17 protein-coding genes are annotated in these 16,681 nt (G+C 68.6%); 6 read left to right on the forward strand and 11 right to left on the reverse strand.

Features of this window, described 5'->3' with window-relative positions:
- Positions 1-5 precede the first annotated feature (5 nt).
- The 6 genes from J7U37_RS06420 to J7U37_RS06445 form a co-directional block, all read right to left on the reverse strand.
- The gene (locus J7U37_RS06420; protein ID WP_247635172.1) at positions 6-860 is read right to left on the reverse strand and encodes an MxaS protein; all 855 of its coding nucleotides are present in this window, start codon (positions 858-860) and stop codon (positions 6-8) included.
- Positions 857-1,888 (reverse strand): MoxR family ATPase, encoded by a 1,032-nt coding sequence (locus J7U37_RS06425; RefSeq protein ID WP_247635199.1) that lies wholly within the window; start codon positions 1,886-1,888, stop codon positions 857-859. Before J7U37_RS06425 ends, J7U37_RS06420 begins: the two co-directional genes overlap by 4 nt.
- A 247-nt stretch (positions 1,889-2,135) precedes the next feature.
- The gene (locus tag J7U37_RS06430) at positions 2,136-2,426 is read right to left on the reverse strand and encodes a methanol dehydrogenase [cytochrome c] subunit (protein ID WP_056185667.1); all 291 of its coding nucleotides are present in this window, start codon (positions 2,424-2,426) and stop codon (positions 2,136-2,138) included.
- A 92-nt stretch (positions 2,427-2,518) separates the two neighbouring features.
- Entirely contained in the window at positions 2,519-3,112 is a 594-nt protein-coding gene (gene moxG / locus J7U37_RS06435) for a cytochrome c(L), periplasmic (RefSeq protein WP_056185670.1), read from the reverse strand.
- Between the two features lie 149 nt (positions 3,113-3,261).
- Entirely contained in the window at positions 3,262-4,128 is an 867-nt protein-coding gene (gene moxJ, locus J7U37_RS06440; RefSeq protein ID WP_056185674.1) for a methanol oxidation system protein MoxJ, read from the reverse strand.
- Between the two features lie 449 nt (positions 4,129-4,577).
- Positions 4,578-6,461, reverse strand: a complete 1,884-nt coding sequence (locus J7U37_RS06445; protein WP_247635173.1) for a methanol/ethanol family PQQ-dependent dehydrogenase — start codon at positions 6,459-6,461, stop codon at positions 4,578-4,580.
- Between the two features lie 456 nt (positions 6,462-6,917).
- Here J7U37_RS06445 and J7U37_RS06450 point away from each other — a divergent pair, with 456 nt between their 5' ends.
- Both J7U37_RS06450 and J7U37_RS06455 read left to right on the forward strand, forming a co-directional pair.
- A complete protein-coding gene (locus J7U37_RS06450; RefSeq protein ID WP_156376203.1) occupies positions 6,918-7,145 on the forward strand; it encodes a hypothetical protein in 228 nt (75 codons plus the stop codon).
- A 55-nt stretch (positions 7,146-7,200) separates the two neighbouring features.
- Positions 7,201-8,106, forward strand: coding sequence for a trypsin-like peptidase domain-containing protein (locus J7U37_RS06455; RefSeq protein WP_247635174.1), 906 nt, complete (start codon positions 7,201-7,203; stop codon positions 8,104-8,106).
- 51 nt (positions 8,107-8,157) lie between these two features.
- On the opposite strand, the gene J7U37_RS06460 is transcribed toward J7U37_RS06455, so the two are convergent.
- From J7U37_RS06460 to J7U37_RS06470, 3 genes are all read right to left on the reverse strand, one after another.
- The gene (locus J7U37_RS06460; protein WP_247635175.1) at positions 8,158-8,715 is read right to left on the reverse strand and encodes a metallophosphoesterase; all 558 of its coding nucleotides are present in this window, start codon (positions 8,713-8,715) and stop codon (positions 8,158-8,160) included.
- Between the two features lie 96 nt (positions 8,716-8,811).
- Positions 8,812-9,180, reverse strand: coding sequence for a DUF4440 domain-containing protein (locus tag J7U37_RS06465; RefSeq protein ID WP_056485270.1), 369 nt, complete (start codon positions 9,178-9,180; stop codon positions 8,812-8,814).
- Positions 9,181-9,270: 90 nt separating this feature from the next.
- Positions 9,271-9,549 (reverse strand): hypothetical protein, encoded by a 279-nt coding sequence (locus tag J7U37_RS06470; RefSeq protein ID WP_056185686.1) that lies wholly within the window; start codon positions 9,547-9,549, stop codon positions 9,271-9,273.
- A gap of 254 nt (positions 9,550-9,803) precedes the next feature.
- Between J7U37_RS06470 and J7U37_RS06475 the strand changes: the two genes are divergently transcribed.
- Positions 9,804-12,506 carry an EAL domain-containing protein gene (locus J7U37_RS06475; protein ID WP_247635176.1) on the forward strand — a complete coding sequence of 901 codons (2,703 nt, stop codon included), beginning with the start codon at positions 9,804-9,806 and terminating at the stop codon, positions 12,504-12,506.
- A gap of 190 nt (positions 12,507-12,696) precedes the next feature.
- Here J7U37_RS06475 and J7U37_RS06480 read toward each other — a convergent pair whose 3' ends face one another.
- Entirely contained in the window at positions 12,697-13,194 is a 498-nt protein-coding gene (locus J7U37_RS06480; RefSeq protein ID WP_247635177.1) for a hypothetical protein, read from the reverse strand.
- Positions 13,195-13,431: 237 nt separating this feature from the next.
- Positions 13,432-13,728 (reverse strand): hypothetical protein, encoded by a 297-nt coding sequence (locus J7U37_RS06485; RefSeq protein ID WP_056485264.1) that lies wholly within the window; start codon positions 13,726-13,728, stop codon positions 13,432-13,434.
- Between the two features lie 437 nt (positions 13,729-14,165).
- Here J7U37_RS06485 and J7U37_RS06490 point away from each other — a divergent pair, with 437 nt between their 5' ends.
- The 3 genes from J7U37_RS06490 to J7U37_RS06500 all read left to right on the forward strand — a co-directional run bounded on the left by J7U37_RS06490 (position 14,166) and on the right by J7U37_RS06500 (position 16,597).
- Complete coding sequence (locus tag J7U37_RS06490; protein ID WP_247635178.1) at positions 14,166-15,635, forward strand: PAS domain S-box protein; 1,470 nt, start codon at positions 14,166-14,168, stop codon at positions 15,633-15,635.
- Positions 15,636-15,806: 171 nt separating this feature from the next.
- Positions 15,807-16,238, forward strand: a complete 432-nt coding sequence (locus J7U37_RS06495) for a response regulator (protein WP_247635179.1) — start codon at positions 15,807-15,809, stop codon at positions 16,236-16,238.
- 107 nt (positions 16,239-16,345) lie between these two features.
- Complete coding sequence (locus J7U37_RS06500) at positions 16,346-16,597, forward strand: hypothetical protein (RefSeq protein WP_247635180.1); 252 nt, start codon at positions 16,346-16,348, stop codon at positions 16,595-16,597.
- The last annotated feature ends 84 nt before the right edge of the window (positions 16,598-16,681 follow it).

Genomic DNA, 16,681 nt, shown 5'->3' on the forward strand with positions numbered 1-16,681 from the left:
CCGCCTCAGGTGCCGAGGAGATGGCGGCTGACCGCGTCGGGATCGAAGCGGCCGGCGAGGCGGAAGGGCGGCCGGCCATGGGCGGTCGCAATGCGCCGCAGGGTCTCGGCGCGCGCGGCTTCGCGGGCGATCCAGCGCCGGCGCAGCGCGGGGCGCATGAACACCACCCGGCGCCCGGCGCCCTCGAGATCGTCGAGTTCGAGCAGGCCCCAATCCGGCAGGCCCTCGGCCTCGGCGGCATCGCCGAGCACCACCGGGACGAGGTCGTGCAGGCCGAGGGCGGCGAAGACCTCGGCGATCAGCGGCTCCGGCCAGCGGAAGTCGGAGACCAGGAACACCATCTTGGGGCGGCCGGTCAGGCGGCGGGCCGCGGCCAGGAAGCCGTCGGCGCGGTCGCCGGTGCAGGCGGCGTCCGCGAGGCGGCGGCTCACCGCCGCGACCTGGCTGCGGGCGCGGCTGGCGGGCAGGAACACGTCCTCTCGCACGGCGCCGTCGCAGCCGATCAGCCCGAAGGGATCGCCGATCCGGGTGGCCGAGGCCGCGAGGCCGCGGCAGAAGTCGGAGGCCAGGACCCGGCGGTCGGCGGCGCCGGAGAAGCGCATCGAGGCGGACAGGTCGACGAGCGCCCAGACCTCGATCGGGGTCCGGGCCTCGAACCGGCGCACCACCGTGCCCTCGAAGGGGTCGCGCAGGGTGGCCCGCACGTCGATGCGCCGTGCATCGGGCAGGCGCAGGAACGGCACCTGATCGCGGAAGGTGCCGAGGCCGCCGGATTCGCGGCCGCGATGGGCGCCGGGGCGGGTGCCGGACGGGCGCCCGCGCGGGCGGTAGACGATGTCGGGCTGGCGCGATTCCCTCATGGCGCCGGCACGGTCTCGAACACGGCCCGGCACAGCTCGGGCACGATCGCGGCGCGGCGCATCTCGTAGATCGGTTCCAGGAAGACCCGGTGGGCCATGACCTCCGGGAAGATCGCCCGGATGTCCTCCGGCACCATCCAGTCGCGCCCCTCCAGCCAGGCGCGGACGCGGGCGGCGCGGACCAGGAAGGCGACGCCGCGCGGCGAGGCCCCGCCCTGGACCAGGGCCTCCATGTCGAGGCCGGGCAGGCGGATGCCGGCCTGCGCCGGCCGCACCAGCGCGTCCCAGAGCCCGATCACGTAGGCCTCGATCGCCGGGCTCGCCTGGACCCCGTGCTGGATCGCGGCGGCGATGCCCGGCAGGGCGGCGTGATCGAGGACGCCGGCGTCGAGGCCGGCGATGAGGGCGTCGGTGTCGTGGAAGCGGGGATCGAAGACCAGGGCGCGCCGGCTCTCGGCGTCCTGCGGCGCCTCCAGGCCGATCTCCATCAGGAAGCGGTCGCGGGCGGCCGCCGGCAGCTCGAAGGTCTCCTCGCGCTCGACGCGGTTGCGGTCGGCGAAGACCTGCAGGTTGGGGAACCGGTACTCGCGGTTGAAGGCGGTCAGCGTGCGCTCGGCCATCAGGCGCAGGAGCAGGGCATGGACCTGCGGCCGGGCCCGGTTGATCTCGTTGAAGAAGAAGATCGACAGGTCCTCGGATTGCCGCAGCACCGGGCCGGGTTCGACGCGGGGGCGCCCGTCCTCGGCGAGGTAGGTGTGATAGACGAGGTCGGAGGGCATCATGTCGACGGTGCCCTCGACGCGCTCGTAGGCACCGCCCAGCGCCCGCGCCACGGCCCGCAGCAGGGTCGTCTTGCCGACGCCGACATCGCCCTCCAGCAGGACGTGGCCGCGGGCGAACAGCGCGATGGTGAGGAGCCGGATCGCCCGCGTCTGCCCGAGCACGGCGCCGCCCAATGCGGCCTCGAAGCGGCCGGCCGCCCCGCGCCAGTCGGTGAGCATCGCATCGCCGGAGCGGACCTGATTCATCATGCTCAGCCTTGGGGGAAACGAAGACCCCGGGGGGAAACGAAGGCCCCGGGGGGAAACGAAGACCCGGGGGGAAACGAAGACCCGGGGGGAAGCAGGACCCGAGGGAACAAAGACCCGAGGGAAGGAAGACCCGGGGCAACAGCGTCCCGGGGGAACGACGACCCGGCGACGGCAACCGGTGCGACCCGGGACGGGGCGTCCGGACGGCCGCCCCGCCGGGTCGCAAAGGATCAGGACGGCATGGTCAGTTCGACGACAGCTTGGTGACGTCGTACTCGAACTTGCCGGTCTTCTTGGCGGCCTCGATGCGCTTCTTGTTGCGCTCTTCCATCGCCTTGATCGACTCGGACTGCTTGTTGAGTTCCTTCGGGTCGTGCTTCGGGTCGTACTTGGTGCCGGCGATCTTCTCGGGGAATCCGGGCTTCGGCTCCCAGCAATTGCCGGCCGCCTTGCACTTGGTGCCGTCATAGGCCATCGCCGGAACCGCGAGCAGCGCGCCCGCGCCGATCGCCAGGGCTGTGATGAAAGTCCGCATGGTCGTCTCCTCTGTTGATCGGTGTTGTTTCGATCAGTGTTGCGGCTGTGCGCGGTGGTGCCTCACGGATGGCGCCGTGACTTCCTCGGACGTTACTCTTCCAGCGGCGGGCACTGGCCCTTCACGTCCTTGGGGAAGGTCTCGCCCTGCTTGTAGGGCGTGTAGTTCTTCTTCTGCGCGTCGTTGAGCCAGACGGCATCCTGGACCGGGCCGGTATAGAGATGCCGGATCCAGGCGATGACCTGGAGCATCTCGTCGGGGGTCAGGTTCTCGTTGTGCGGCCCCATCATGCCGTTGGCGCCTCCGAAGATCGTGGCGAACAGGCCGGTATCCTCGGTGTTCGACGGATAGGTCCAGTAATTGTCGTTGAGGCCGGGTCCGAGCTTGCCCTCGGCCAGATGGCCGTGACAGCCGGAGCACGAGGTCGCGAACAGGGACTCGCCGTTGCGCAGGCAGGACTTGTCGTCGATGTAGGCGTTCTTGCCGGACTGGAAGAACTGCTTCACCGCCGGGGTGTCGCGGCCGCCCTCCTTGCCTTCGGCGACGTTGAGCTGCTCGCCCGTGACGGTGTTGCGGAAGACGAAGCCGGTCTGGGGACCGGCGGCCGGCTGGGCCAGGGCCGCGACGCCGCCCAGGACGGCGGCGACGCTGAGGCAGATGGCCAGGAAGCCTTTGGAATCACGCATGACGATGACCTGATGACGCCGAGGGGCGAAACGGCCGGGCTCGGAGGCGAGCGCCGGACAAGGGAGTGGCGGAGGAAAGGGCGAAGGCGAGGGGAGGGCGGAGGCGAGAGGAGGGTGAAGGGGGGCCGGCGGTCCGCGCCGGGCCGGCCTCAGTTGGTGGCGGGCACGAGGGGCACGCCGTCCTGCTTCAGGATCGCCTCGATCTGCGGCTTGGCCTTGACGATCGCCGCATCGAGGGCCGCCTTCAGGGCGGTGTCGTCCCGGCGCACGCCCATGGACTGATCGAAGCTTTGCGGCATCTTGCGGCCGTCGCTGCGGGTGGTGTCGTCGGGCACCAGGCTCATGCGCAGGGGCTGGGGGGAGTCCTTCACGTAGCGGGCGACGTCCGGGCCGAAGGCGACCGCCACGTCGGCCTTGCCGGTGGCGACCTCGCTGATCATCCGGGCCGGATCGATCTGCGTGTAGGTGTTGCGGGCGGCGCGGAAGTTCACCAGCGAGTAGAGGTACGCCATGTCCTCCTCGTAGCGGCCGATATCCTTCAGCATGACCTCGCCGGGCGTGCCGAAGCCGACCACCATGTGGTCGACGGTCTTGAGCCGCGGGTCGGCCCAGGACTTCACGTCGAGGTCGCGGTCGGCGCGGGTCACGAAGACGTAGCCGCTGCGGTAATAGGGCTTCGTCGTCAGCACGCGCTGGTCGTCGCTGTCGAGGCCCACGACCACGTCGCAGAGCTTCTTGTCGAGGCTGTCGCGCACCAGATAGATCGCGGCCTTGTCCGACCAGACGAACTCCGCCTTCCGGCCCATGGCCTCGGCGACGGCGGAGGCGATGCGGTTCTCCAGCCCGCTGCCGTCCTTCAGCGAGAGCGGCGGCTGGTTCGCGGCGCAGACCCGCAGGATCCTGTCGTCCGGCCCGGCTTTGGTGTCGCCTTGCGCGACCGCGGCCCCGCCGAGGGCGAGAAGAACCGCAGCGGACAGGCATCCTGTGGCGAAGGAGCATCCTGTGGCGAAGGACATGGGAGCGTTTCCGTTGTTCTTGTTGGTCGGAGTCTTCTGGGACCGGGGCGCGGCTCCGCGGCCCGTTGCGGCAGAGCAATCACAGATGAGGCACACCGTCATTCCGGGTTGCCGTCGGCGAGCCCGGAATCCAGAGCCGCCGACAGCGTAAGAAATGGCACCCCCTGCGTTTCTGGATCCCGGGCTCCGCTGCGCGGCCCCGGGATGACGGGGTGCTGAAATCAGTCGTTCGGCAAGCAGATCGCAGGCAAGCAGATCGCAGGCAAGCAGATCACAGACAAGCAGATCGCAGATGCGGTCACCCGACCCTCGCGGGGAGGCGTGAGTGGTGGGGGTGGTCGGGTGATCCTCGACGGACGAAGGCCAGCGGAGCCACCCCCACCCCTGACCCCTCCCCACAAGGGGGAGGGGGACACGCTCACGATGCGGGCGCTGCCGTGTCGTGCTGCCTACTTGGCAGCCGCCGTCTGGTACTCGCCGACGTTCGGATCGTCGTAGGGGCCCTTGCCGTTGAGCGAGAACACCATCACGCCGCCGCCCATCTGGGTGTAGTTGGCGAGCTTCTTGAACGCGCCCACCGCGCCGAGGCCGGCGGTCGGGTCCTGAAGGTCGAACACGAGGCCGACACCCGGCCAGCCGCCGACGCCGTAGTAGATGGCGACGTACTGGTCACCCTTGTGGGTGTAGGTGATCGGGTAGCCGATGGCGCCGGACGGCATCTTGAACTTCCAGAGAAGGTCTCCGTTGTCCGAGTTGCGCGCCTTGATGTAGCCGTCGAGGGTTCCGTAGAACACCAGCCCGCCGGCGGTCGCCGTCGTGCCGCCCCAGACCGCGAAGCGCTCCATCTTCTCCCATTTGAACTCGCCCGTGATGGCGTTGTAGCCCTTGATCTGGCCCAGACCTTCGTAGTTCTGGCGATCGCCCTTCGGGCCGGGATACATGTTCAGGGTCGCGCCGACGAAGAACTGACCGGCACGATAGGGCAGCATGAAGGGCTCCCAATCCATGCAGATGTGGTTGATGCCCATGAAGAAGAGCTTCCGCTCGGGATCATAGGAATCGTGGCCCTGGTTGTGGTAGCCCATCGCCGAAGGACAGATGTCCTTGCCGAGATGGTCCATCCGGGTGCCGTATTCGGGATCGCGCACCGGCTGGCCGGTCTTCAGATCCACCGACTTGAACACGTTGACGGTGTCGTCGATCTTGTTGGCCGAGACCAGCGAGCCGTCCGTCCGGTCGAGGGTGTAGACGATGCCGTTGCGGTCCGGATGGGTCAGGAGCTTGCGATCCTTGCCGTCCTTGTCCTTCTGGTTCGACAGCATCATCACGTTGACGCCGGCATAGTCCCACTCGTCGTGCGGGGTCTTCTGGTAGCCGAACTTGGCTTCGCCGGTATCGGCGTCGCGACCGAAGATCGTCATGGTCCACTTGTTGTCGCCGGGACGCATGGTCTCGTTCCACGGCGCCGGGTTGCCGGTGCCGAAGTAGATCAGGTTGGTGCCCGGGTCATAGGCGTACCAGCCCCAGTTGGTGCCGCCGCCGATCTTCCAAGCATCGCCCTCCCAGGTCGCGGTGCCGAGGCCCTTCTGACCGTAATGGGCGTTCTTGATGTTGAAGTCGTCGGCCAGCATCAGGTCCTTGTCCGGGCCGGTGGCGTAGGCGCGCCAGACCTGGGCACCGGTCTTCACGTCGTAGGCGGTGAGATAGCCGCGCACGCCGAGCTCGGCGCCGGACGAGCCGATGATGACCTTGTCCTTGACCACGTAGGGCGCGATCGTCAGCGTCGAGCCGACCTTGATGTCGGAGTTCTCGACCTTCCACACCGTCTCGCCGGTCTCGGCGTTGAGCGCCATGACGTTGCCGTCGAGCAGTGTCTTGAGGATCAGGGCCGGGGTCTTGCCGTCGCCGGGCCAGTAGGCGAGGCCGCGATTCACCAGATCGCAGCAGGCGACCGCGCGGGCGGCCGGGTTCTGCTTGGGCTTGTCCTGCCACAGGATCTTGCCCGGATCGTCGAGGCCGAGCGCGAAGGTGTTGTTGGGGAAGGAGGTGTGGACGTACATCTTGCCGCCCACGACCACCGGGGCGCCCTCGTGCCCGTTGAGCAGGCCGGTCGAGAAGCTCCAGGAGACCTTCAGATCCTTCACGTTGCTGGTGTTGATCTGCTTGAGCGGGCTGTAATTGTCCGAATCGTAGTTCTTGCCGGGCATCACCCAGTTGGCGTCGTCCTTCGCCATGTCGACGAGCTTGTCGTTCGCCGAGGCCATGCTCGGCAGGCCGATCGGCGCGAGGGCGCCGATCGCCAGCACCGAGACCGAAGCCAGAAACCTGTTCATTCGACCGTCTCCTACCCTGAATGCCGCTCCCGTTGACCGTTCGGTTCGGGGCAGCGTTTGATTTCGCCGGATCAGAGAAGGCCCCTGTATTGAATTCAGGGTGTCCTCATATTCATAAGACTATCCTGAGGCAGGATCGTTCTTATAAAGTTTTTATTACTGATCGGCTGGCTATTCATAAAAGCATTTGTCTTGGTCCCTGTCTGCGGGATGTTGGCACTTTTTTATCGGGATCAATCGGCAATCCCGGGGGCTTGGATTCGGAAGAGCGCAAGTGCAGATCCGCCCCTGTCGTTGAGCGGAAAAGTCTGAATTGACACGGCGACCTGAGACGACCGAAGGTGTACATCGCTCGACGACAGATCATCGCACGGTTCGGCATCCTCCATGGTTCGACATCTTAGATTTATCTTATTGCTGTCTTGCGGGTTGTGCGCGACGGCGGAGGCGGCGTCCTTGACCCTGGACGATCCGGTCGCCCGCTGGCCGCGCACGCCGACCCCGGACAAGATCGCCTTCGCCACCCGGATGGCGAAGGCGTTCGCGACCGTCTCGCCCGAACTCGACCGGAACTACTTCGTCCGCTGCCTCGAGGAGACGGCCAACATCGGCAATCCCCGCGACATCAAGCTGGAGCAGGCGGTGAAGATCTGCGTCGCGGTGCACCAGAAGGCCACCGAATAGGCCGAGCCCCAGGCGGACAGGCGGACAGGCGGACAGGCGGACAGGCGCGGCGCGGATGCGGGGCTCGCGGCACATGCACGACATCCGGCCCAGCCAGGGCTTGCGGCTCCGATGGATCATCGGGCGCGGCCTGCGGGCGTGCAGCCGGCTGGCGATCGGGTCAGGGCTGATCGCGTGGGGCGCTCCCGGACTGCTCGCCGCCGCCGGGCCGGACCCGGCGGACCGGGTCGCGGCCCTCTATCCGGAGGACGGGCGGCGCGAACTGGCGGGCGCCGATTACGCGCGCTATCCCGGCGCCGGCGTGCTCTACTGCCGGGCCGAGGGCATTCCCCGCAAGGCCGCGGCGGCCTGGCTGATCGGGAGCCGGCGCCTGGTGGTGATGAACGCCCATAACTTCCGCAGCCGGCACCTGGAGCCGACGCGGGACATCGCCGACTGCTTCTTCCAGATCGGCGGACGCAACTACGCCTTCCGTCCCGCCACGCTGCATTTCGGCACGGTGCCGGGCGCCCTCTCGCTCCACATCACCGACGACTGGGCCCTGGTCGAGCTGGCGGAGGCGGCCGAGGGCGTCCGTCCGCAGCCGATCCCGGCCGCGCCCGACCTGCCGACCGGGACCGGGACGGTGCCGGTGGTGATGGTGTCGCCCGGGGGGCACGCCAATTATCCCGGCCAGACCAGCCTCGAACCCTGCGCCATCCGGCAGATCGATCCGCCGAGCGAGGACGCCATCCGCCGCGTCCGGCACGATTGCAACAACGGCTATGGCGGCTCGGGCTCGGGCCTGTTCGACACCCACGGCCGGCTGGTGGCGCTCCACAGCGCCTCGCTGTCGATGAACTCGCGCCGGGTCTTCGACATCGAGTACCATTACGGCTCCGCCCTGATGTTCGAGGGCGCCCTGCTCGATGCGATCCGCGCCCGGGTCGCGCCGGAGGACATCGGACCGCCGGCGCCATGAAACCCGGCGGCCAGCGCCATGACATCTCGCCGCCGGCGCCGTGACATCGATTCAGCGCAGGCCGCGCGCCGCCATCTCCTCGGGGGCGAGCGGAGCGGCCTCCTGGCGCGCCAGCAGCGTCGCCAGGTCGAGCGGGCGGTAGTCGCAGGCATCGGCGCCGACATCGCAGGACCGGCTGGTATCCGGCAGGCAGGCATGGGTGTGGCCGTAGAGATGGCGGGTCTCGCGCCAGAAGCCGGGCCAGGACCGGTGCGGATAATGCGACAGGAAGAGCCGCCAGGGCCGCCCGAGGGCGTCCGCGACGGTGAGGCGGGCGCTCTCCACCGGCGGCTCGGCCCAGGGCAGTTCGAGGACCCGGTTGGTGTCGTGGTTGCCCCGCACCAGGCGCTTGATGCCGTTGAGGCGGGCGAACACCGCGGCGCAATGCGGGCGGCTGGCCCCGGCGGCGAAGTCGCCGAGGTGCCAGACCGTATCGCCGGGCGCCACCACCGCGTTCCAGCGGGCGATCAGGGCCTCGTCGTGGCCCTCGACCGAGCCGAAGGCGGAGCGGCGCCGCGCGACCAGGGGGGCATCGCCGAAATGGGTGTCGGCCGTGAAGAAGGTTGTCATCCTGCCGATCATCGCGTGTCCGGACGGGGCCAGATGGCGTTCCCCGGCCGGGCGGCAACCCGGTGCGCTGTCGCGCCCCGGATGAGGGGTGGCCGCTCAGGCCTCCGCCGCCGGGGCGATCAGGGGCGGGGTCTGCTGATGCTGGACCACCCGCCACACCTCGGGCGAGAGCCGGCGATAGGTCGAGGTGCAGTTGGCCTCGTAGGTCTCGTCGTCGCGGGAGGCCTTGGCGTGGTAGGCGATGACGATGAGGCCCTCCTGGGGTCGGGAGATCCGCCCCTCGGACAGTTCGACGCGGGACCAGCGCGGGGTGTCGGCCACCGCCTCGATCGCCTGGGCGCCGCCGAGCACGAAGGGGGGCTGCGGCAGCACCATCAGGCATTCCTCGTCGACGAGTTCGCGGTAGTGGTCGGCGTCGCCGACCCACAGGCTCTCCTCGAACGACCAGACGCGGGCATCATCCATCGGTGTCTCCTCGATCTGTCACGAATCGACAGGATGACGCCGCCTGGGAGCGGTTCGTTCCGTGGCGGTCCGCAGGTCGCGGTGCCCGCCCTACGCGTCGGCCGCGATGGTGAAGGCCATGCCGCGTCCGGGTCCGAGATCGGCATAGTCGACGAGGACGTAGCCGCGCTCGGCCAGGGCCGCGTCGAGGCTGTCGCGGTGCTTGCGGAAGGTCTGGCCGATCGCGAGTGGCGTCAGGCGCGGATTGGCCTGACGCAGGGGGTCGACCCCGATGGTGAGGGGCGCGCCCTCCCGGTCCGCGATCCGGATCAGCGCGGAGGCCAGGTCCGCCGCCTTCGTCTCCGCCGCCGATTTCGCCTTGAAGGCCATCCCGTCATCCTCGTCCCGCCCGCACCCATCCTAGACGTTTTTCGCCGACGGATCGCCACGCGGCCGGGGGTGCGGCGAACCGGCGCCGGCCGGCGCTTCGATCGGACGTGAATCACAAAATAGTGAGCGACAGCCGCGCCGCAACAAAGGATATTGATCTGTGTTGCGGAAGTATTCCGATCTAAAAAATCGTAAGTCCTCGTTTACGCAAGCGCTTGAGGAAGAGAAAAGATCTGGCCCGCTAAGAGGGGCGCATGATGCTTACCTTCGTCACGCTGATCGAGGCCCAGGCGTTCAGCTTCGTCCTGGCTGCCGCGACCATCTGTGCCCTCAGCGCCTGGCTGATGGTCCACCTGCTGCGCAGGGTCGAGGCGGCTCCGGCGGGACGCCCCGTCTGGCTCGCCGGCACGGCCGTGGCGGCCGGCCTCGGCGTCTGGACCACGCATTTCATGGCGATGCTCGGATACCGGACCGACATCATCCTGGGCTACGATCCGGCCACCACGCTGGTCTCCGTCCTGATCGCCGTGCTGGCGGTCGGGCTGCCCTTCGGGCTCTCCGCCCTGCCGGCGGGCCGGGTCGGCCGGTGTGTCCTCGGCGCCGCGTCGGGTCTGGGCATCGGTGCGATGCACGTCACCGGCATGGCGGCCCTGGAGGGCTGCACCCAGAGCCAGTCGGTCTGGGCCAACGCCCTGGCCGGCCTCGTGGGGGCGACGCTGATGGCGGTCGCGCGCCTTCTGCCGGACCGGCGTTCGCCGGACGCGCCAGTGCCTGCTTCGCCAGTGCCTGCCTCGCAGGTGCCAGCTTCGCAAGTGCCTGCTTCGCAAGTGCCGGCTTCGCAAGTGCCGGCTTCGCAAGTGCCGGCCTCGGATGGGTCCGGCTGGCGCAATTCCGGCCTCCTGGCCTGCGGCCTGATCGTGCTGGCGGTGTGCGGCACGCATTTCATCTCGCTGGCCGGCACCGTCGTGACCGGGCAGCGCCCCGACGGACATCTCTCGGACATCCAGGTCGCCCTCAGCCTGCTGACCGCGGCGGGTGCGGCGATCCTCATCCTGGGCGCCGTCGTGGTGCTGGCCGCGACCCGGCGATTCGAGGCCCAGGAGACGGCCCACCTGACCGTGCTGGCGACCGCGCTCCAGAACATGTCGAACGGCATCCTCAAGATCTCGTCCGGCGGCATCGTCGAGCTCTACAACCAGCGCCTCTGCACCATGCTCAACCTCGCACCGGACACCATGCGGGTGGGCATGCGGGTCGATGACTTTCTGGCCGCCACCGGCCGGGCCAACGGCTGGGATGCCGCGCGCGTCGCCCGGGTTCTGGAGAACCACCGGCTCTGGATGGAGCGGGCGGAGGAGACCCTGATCGAGCATCGCTTCGACGACGGCCGCATCCTGTCGATCGCCTGCCAGCCCGTCGCCGGCGGCGCCGTCCTGACCTACGACGACGTGACCCGGGACCGGCGCGCCCAGGAGGAGATCTCGCATCTGGCCTACCGCGATCCCCTGACCGGGCTGGGCAACCGGCGGGCGCTCAACGAGCGGATGCGCGCAGCCCATCGCGACGGCGAACGCGTCGCCCTGCTGCTGATCGACCTCGATCGCTTCAAGGCGGTCAACGACACCTTCGGCCATACGGTCGGCGACCAGCTCCTGGTGGCGGTCGCGGCCCGGCTGCGCGACTGCGCCGGCGACGGTTTCATCGCCCGCCATGGCGGCGACGAACTCGCGATCCTGATTCCGGGCCGGGATGCGGATGCGAGCCAGGACCTGACAACGAGCCAGGACCTGACAATGACCAAGGACCCGACAACGAGCCGGGACCTGACGACCACCCAAGACCTGACGACCACCCAGGCCGTGACGACCGCCAACACACTGGCAACGGCCAACACCTTGGCAACCGCCAAGACGTTGGCGGACCGGATCGTGCGGGCGATCGAACGGCCCTACAGCCTCGACGGAGCCACGGTCGTGATCGGGTGCAGCATCGGGCTGTGCGTGCGGGCGGGCGACCCGAAAGGCCTCGCCGGCCCGGACGCCCCGGCCGGCCCGGACGACCTCCTGCAGCGGGCCGATATCGCCCTCTACGAAGCCAAGCGCCGCGGCCGCGGCCAGGCGGTCTGCTACGCACCCGGCATGATCGAGGCCCTGGCCGAGCGCGGACGCCTCGAGGCCGACTTGCGCGGCGCCCTCGTCCGCCAGCAGTTCCATCTGGTCTACCAACCGATCCTGTCCCTCGCGAGCGACCGGATCGTCTCGTTCGAGGCGCTGATCCGCTGGAACCATCCCCATCGCGGGCTGGTCTCGCCGGCCGATTTCATCCCGCTCACGGAGGAGAACGGCCTGATCGTGCCGATCGGCCGGTGGGTGCTGGAGCAGGCCTGCCGCGACGCCGTCGGCTGGCCTCCGGAGCAGCACCTCGCCGTCAACGTCTCGGCGGTCCAGCTGCGCTCGCCCCAGTTGCTGTCGCACGTCACCGAGGCCCTGGCCCGGAGCGGCCTGCCGGCGAACCGCCTGGAGCTGGAACTGACGGAAACCGCCCTCGTGGAGGATGGACCGCAGATCGCCCACACCCTGGCGGCCCTGCGCCGCCTCGGCATCAAGATCGCGATGGACGATTTCGGAACCGGCTACTCGTCCCTCGTCCATCTGCGGGACCTGCCCCTCGACCGGATCAAGATCGACCGGAGCTTCGTCGCCGCGGCCCTGACCGACCGGCAATCCCTGGCGGTCATCCGGGCGGTGACCCAGATGGGCCGGGACATGGGCATCCCGACCCTGGCGGAGGGCGTCGAGACCGCCGAGCAGCTCGCGCTCCTGCGGACGCTCGGCTGCGACGCGGTCCAGGGCTACCTGATCGGCCGCCCGGCCCGCACGTCATCGAATTCTGCGTCGAATCCCGCGTCGAACACTTCGTCGAACCCCGCGCCGGACCCGCTCGGCCGCGCGGCGTAGCGCCGGGTCCAGGCCGCCGTCATTCGGTCGCCGTGACCCCTTGCGCGAGCAGAAGGGCGGCCTGCGCGAGGACGGTCTCGCGGAAGCGCCATGCGCTGGCACGCGCGCGCTGGGAACGCCCCTGGCGAGGCCGGCCCGTCTGTGTGACGGACCGGCCCCGGACGGTGGAATCCCGGCGGGGTGCCGCGGCTTACGGCAGGTCGGCCAGGGAGGCCGGCCGGTTGCCCGGGGTGATCAGGGTCGGCCATTGGTGTGAGCCGAAGGGGACGCGCGGCGGCAGGTTCGTCGGCAGGCCGCGCGCCTTGGTCTCGGCCACGATGGTGTCGCGGGCGTCGCCTCCCATCAGCTCGTAATCCATCAGAAAGGCGTTGCCGAAGAAGGTCTCACCGACGGTCCGGTCGGAGATGATCCGCGTCAGGGATTCCAGCATCTCGCCCGGCGTCGTGGTGAAGCCCATCGTCTCGATCAGCATCAGCCGCGCGTTGATGTCCTCGGGCTTGAAGAACTGCGCCAGGGTGCTGAAGAGCACGTTGTTCTGGCGCGCGACGTAGATGGTGTTGCTGGCCGCATAGACCTTGTCCCAGTCAGGGCCGAGCTGCTGCTTCCAGTCGGAGAGCACGCCCATCCAGTGCTTGACCTGCATGTCGGCGGCCCATTGGATGGGACCCGGTCGAGCGTGAGCAGACATCGCTCCGCCCGTCGTTGAGCGTTCGGTCATCGGCATCCGGCGACGGTCGCAGGAGGGGCTGAATGCCTCGGCGGGTGATCCTTGGTTCTTCCTGGGTCGTCGTCTCGGCGCGTCCTCCGGGACCGGAACCTTGACGGGATCCCGGGCGTCTGAATCCCGGAGGCGCGCCAAGGGCCCGCTGGGCCGGCGCCCGGAGCGGAGCGAGCCCAGGGCGCGAATCGGCGGCAGGCCCGCCCTTCAGAATCGCGGCCCCTGGCTGTTGCCGTGCGCCCCGAGGCCGATCCCCGTATTGGCGCTGCGCCCCGAGCCGCCGCCCATGTTGCCCATGCCGCCATACAGGCTGCTGACGCCCTGCCGCTGAATGATGCCCAGGGGGTCGCGCCGGCGGTCGGCCTCGCTGCGGACGGCGTGTGGCGGCTCCGTGATGGCGGGCCGGAACGGGCGGCTCTTACGCCGTGCGGGCTCTCCCGCAAAGGCGGGCAGGGCCATGAGGATTGAGAGGGCGACGGAGATCGATGCGGCTTTGTTGATCATTATGATGAACCTCGATGCAGTTTGGCGTCACATCAAGGGAGACGGGCGGCCGATATTGCCTATTCCAAAGTCTTAGTGCATTCAGAATAGGCAAGTGCCTGAAGGCACGGATCGAAGCCGTCATCGGTCGAAAGGGTGTCGACCAGGGGATGAAGGCCGTGCGACGGCTCGGGAAGAGCCCGTTCGTCCCGATCCGGACGGCACCGGAGGCGCGCACGTCATCGAGGGCCGGCCGCAATGCCGGGACAGCAACGCAGGCCTCACGGGTTCATCGCTTCGAGGACGCATGCCCGTACCGGTGTCGTGATGGTCGGACGTGATGGTCGGACGTGATGGTCGGAATGGAGACACGCGACCCCCGGCAATGTGACAACTGTACCCCTTTCCTGATGAGAAACAGTCCTTAGAACCGATCTCATCAGGAGACCCATCGGCGCATGAGCGACCACGACGACGGCGCGCGCATCGACGCCGAAATGACCAGCACGGTGCCGGGCTCCGATCCGTTCGCGGCCGCCGTCCGGGCCACCCGGATGCCGATGGTGATCACCGATCCGCAGCAGGCGGACAATCCGATCATCTACGTGAACGACGCCTTCGTGACGCTGACCGGCTACGCCCGCGACGAGATCGTCGGCCGCAACTGCCGCTTCCTGCAGGGGCCGGAGACGAACCTCGCCGACGTGGCCCGGGTGCGGGAGGCGATCGAGCGGCGCGTGACCATCGAGATCGACCTCAAGAACCACCGCAAGGACGGCACCGCGTTCTGGAACCGCCTCCTGGTCTCGCCGGTGTTCGACCCGGACGGCACGCTGACCTACTTCTTCGCCTCGCAATACGACGTGACCCTGGAGAAGGAGCGCCTCGTCCTGCTCCAGAAGGATCGCGATGCCCTGGAGGCGGAATCCGAGCGCCGCTCCCTCGAACTGATCCACAGCGAGGAGCGCCTGCGCTTCACCCTCAAGGCCGGGCGCCTCGGCGCGTGGTCGCTCGATCTCGGCGTCATGCGGCTGCTGGCCTCTGACGGCTTCAAGGAGAATTTCGGCCGTCGGCCGGACGAATCCCTGACCTACGACGAGATGCTGGCCACGATCCATGCGGATGACCGGGAACGGAAGCTGGCCGCCACCGCCGCCGCCATCGACGGGCATTCCGACTACGACATCGAGCTTCGGGTGGTGACGCCCCGGGGCGAGATCCGCTGGCTCCAGATCCGCGGCCAGGCCTCCTACCGGGCCGACAACACGCCCCTGAGCATCGCCGGGATCAGCCTCGACATCACCGACCGCAAGCGCGCGGAGGAGCACCGCGACCTCCTGGCCAAGGAGCTGAATCACCGCATCCAGAACACCCTGGCGACGGTGCAGTCCATCGCGCGCCAGACCCTCCGGGGCGCCGCCTCCCTGGAGGAGGCCCAGGTCGCCATGGAATCCCGGCTCCGGTCCCTGTCGGCCGCGACCGAGATGCTGACCCGGGGCAGCGGCGACTGGGCGACGCTGACCGAGGTGGTGATCGCGGCGCTGCATCCCTTCGGGGTCGAGCAGGACCACCGCTTCAAGGTCGGCGGGCCGATCCTGCGCTTGGCGCCGCGGGTCGGCCTCGCCTTCGCGCTGGCGATCCACGAACTCGCGACGAATTCGGTGAAGTACGGCTCGCTCTCGCGGGATGCGGGTCGGGTCATCGTGAGTTGGGACGTGGTGGACGGATCGAGCCCGGCGCGGCTCTGGTTCCAGTGGCAGGAGGTGGGCGGCCCGCGGGTGTCGCGGCCGACCCGGACGGGCTTCGGCTCGCGCATGATCGAGCGGGCTCTGGCCCAGGAGATCGGCGGCACCGCCGAGATCGACTACCGGCCGCGCGGCGTCGTCTTCACGGCCGAAGCCCCCTTGCCCGAAATCACGCGCGATTGAGACCTCGAGCGATCAGGGTCGCGGACGATCGCGTTTCAGAGCAATTCAAGATTTAAGGCGCATGAAACCTTAAGCGATCAAGATTTCGTGCAGTCAAGATTTTTGGGGTCGAAATGACGCGCGATCGAGCGGCCGCGCGGAGCTTTTCGCGGCCTCGGGCGTATCGCCCAGATGGCAAGCTCCCGATCCTCGTCCCCTCCGTCGTTCGCCCTGGTGGTCGAGAGCAACGCCCTCGTGCGGATGGACGCCGTGGACATCCTGGAGGATGCGGGCTTCCGGGTGCTGGACATGGCCACCGGCGACGCGGCCGTGGTGATCCTGCGCCAGCACGGCGCCGCCGTGACCCTGCTGTTCACCGCCGTCGGCCTTCAGGGCGCGCATGACGGCTTCGCCCTGGCCCGCGTCACCGCTGCGGACTACCCGCATATCAGCATCGTGGTCGCCTCCGGCCACGAGACACCCGGCCCGGGCGACCTGCCGGAGACGGCCTGCTTCATCGAGAAGCCCTTCAGCGCCGGGATCGTCCACGCGCACCTGCAGCGCATTCTGCCGGAGGACAGGAAGCCCGGGCCGCTGAAGGAGCAGGCGAAGCTCGACCGATAGTCCTATGTGTTGCAGCAGACATAATTCAAACGACCCGTAATATCCGCGACAGATGGTGGATCTTATCGTATGATTGTTGAAGTTTATCCCTATTCCAGAGCCGATGTTTGATGCCGCGATTCTATTTCGACTTTGATTGTAATCACTTGCGTGTGGTCGAAGGCGACGCCTTCGACCTTCCGGATGCGGCTGCGGGCCGCGACGAGATCCTGAAGGCTTTGGCGGAGATCGTGAAAGACGCCTTGCCGAAGAACGATCAGCAGACGTTCCAGGCCTCCGTGCGCGATGAATCCGGCCATCTCGCCTACACCGCGACCGTGACGATGACGGGCCTCTGGCACGCGCCGTACACGACCTGAGCGCCTCTCCTCCGACGACGCGTTCCCGGCCACCTTGCCGGCGGATCTGCTGATGGAGCGCGGCGCGGCTGGAGGGTCGATCCG

This window comes from Methylobacterium sp. 37f, from assembly GCF_023093475.1.
In the GTDB taxonomy this organism is placed as follows: Bacteria; Pseudomonadota; Alphaproteobacteria; order Rhizobiales; family Beijerinckiaceae; genus Methylobacterium.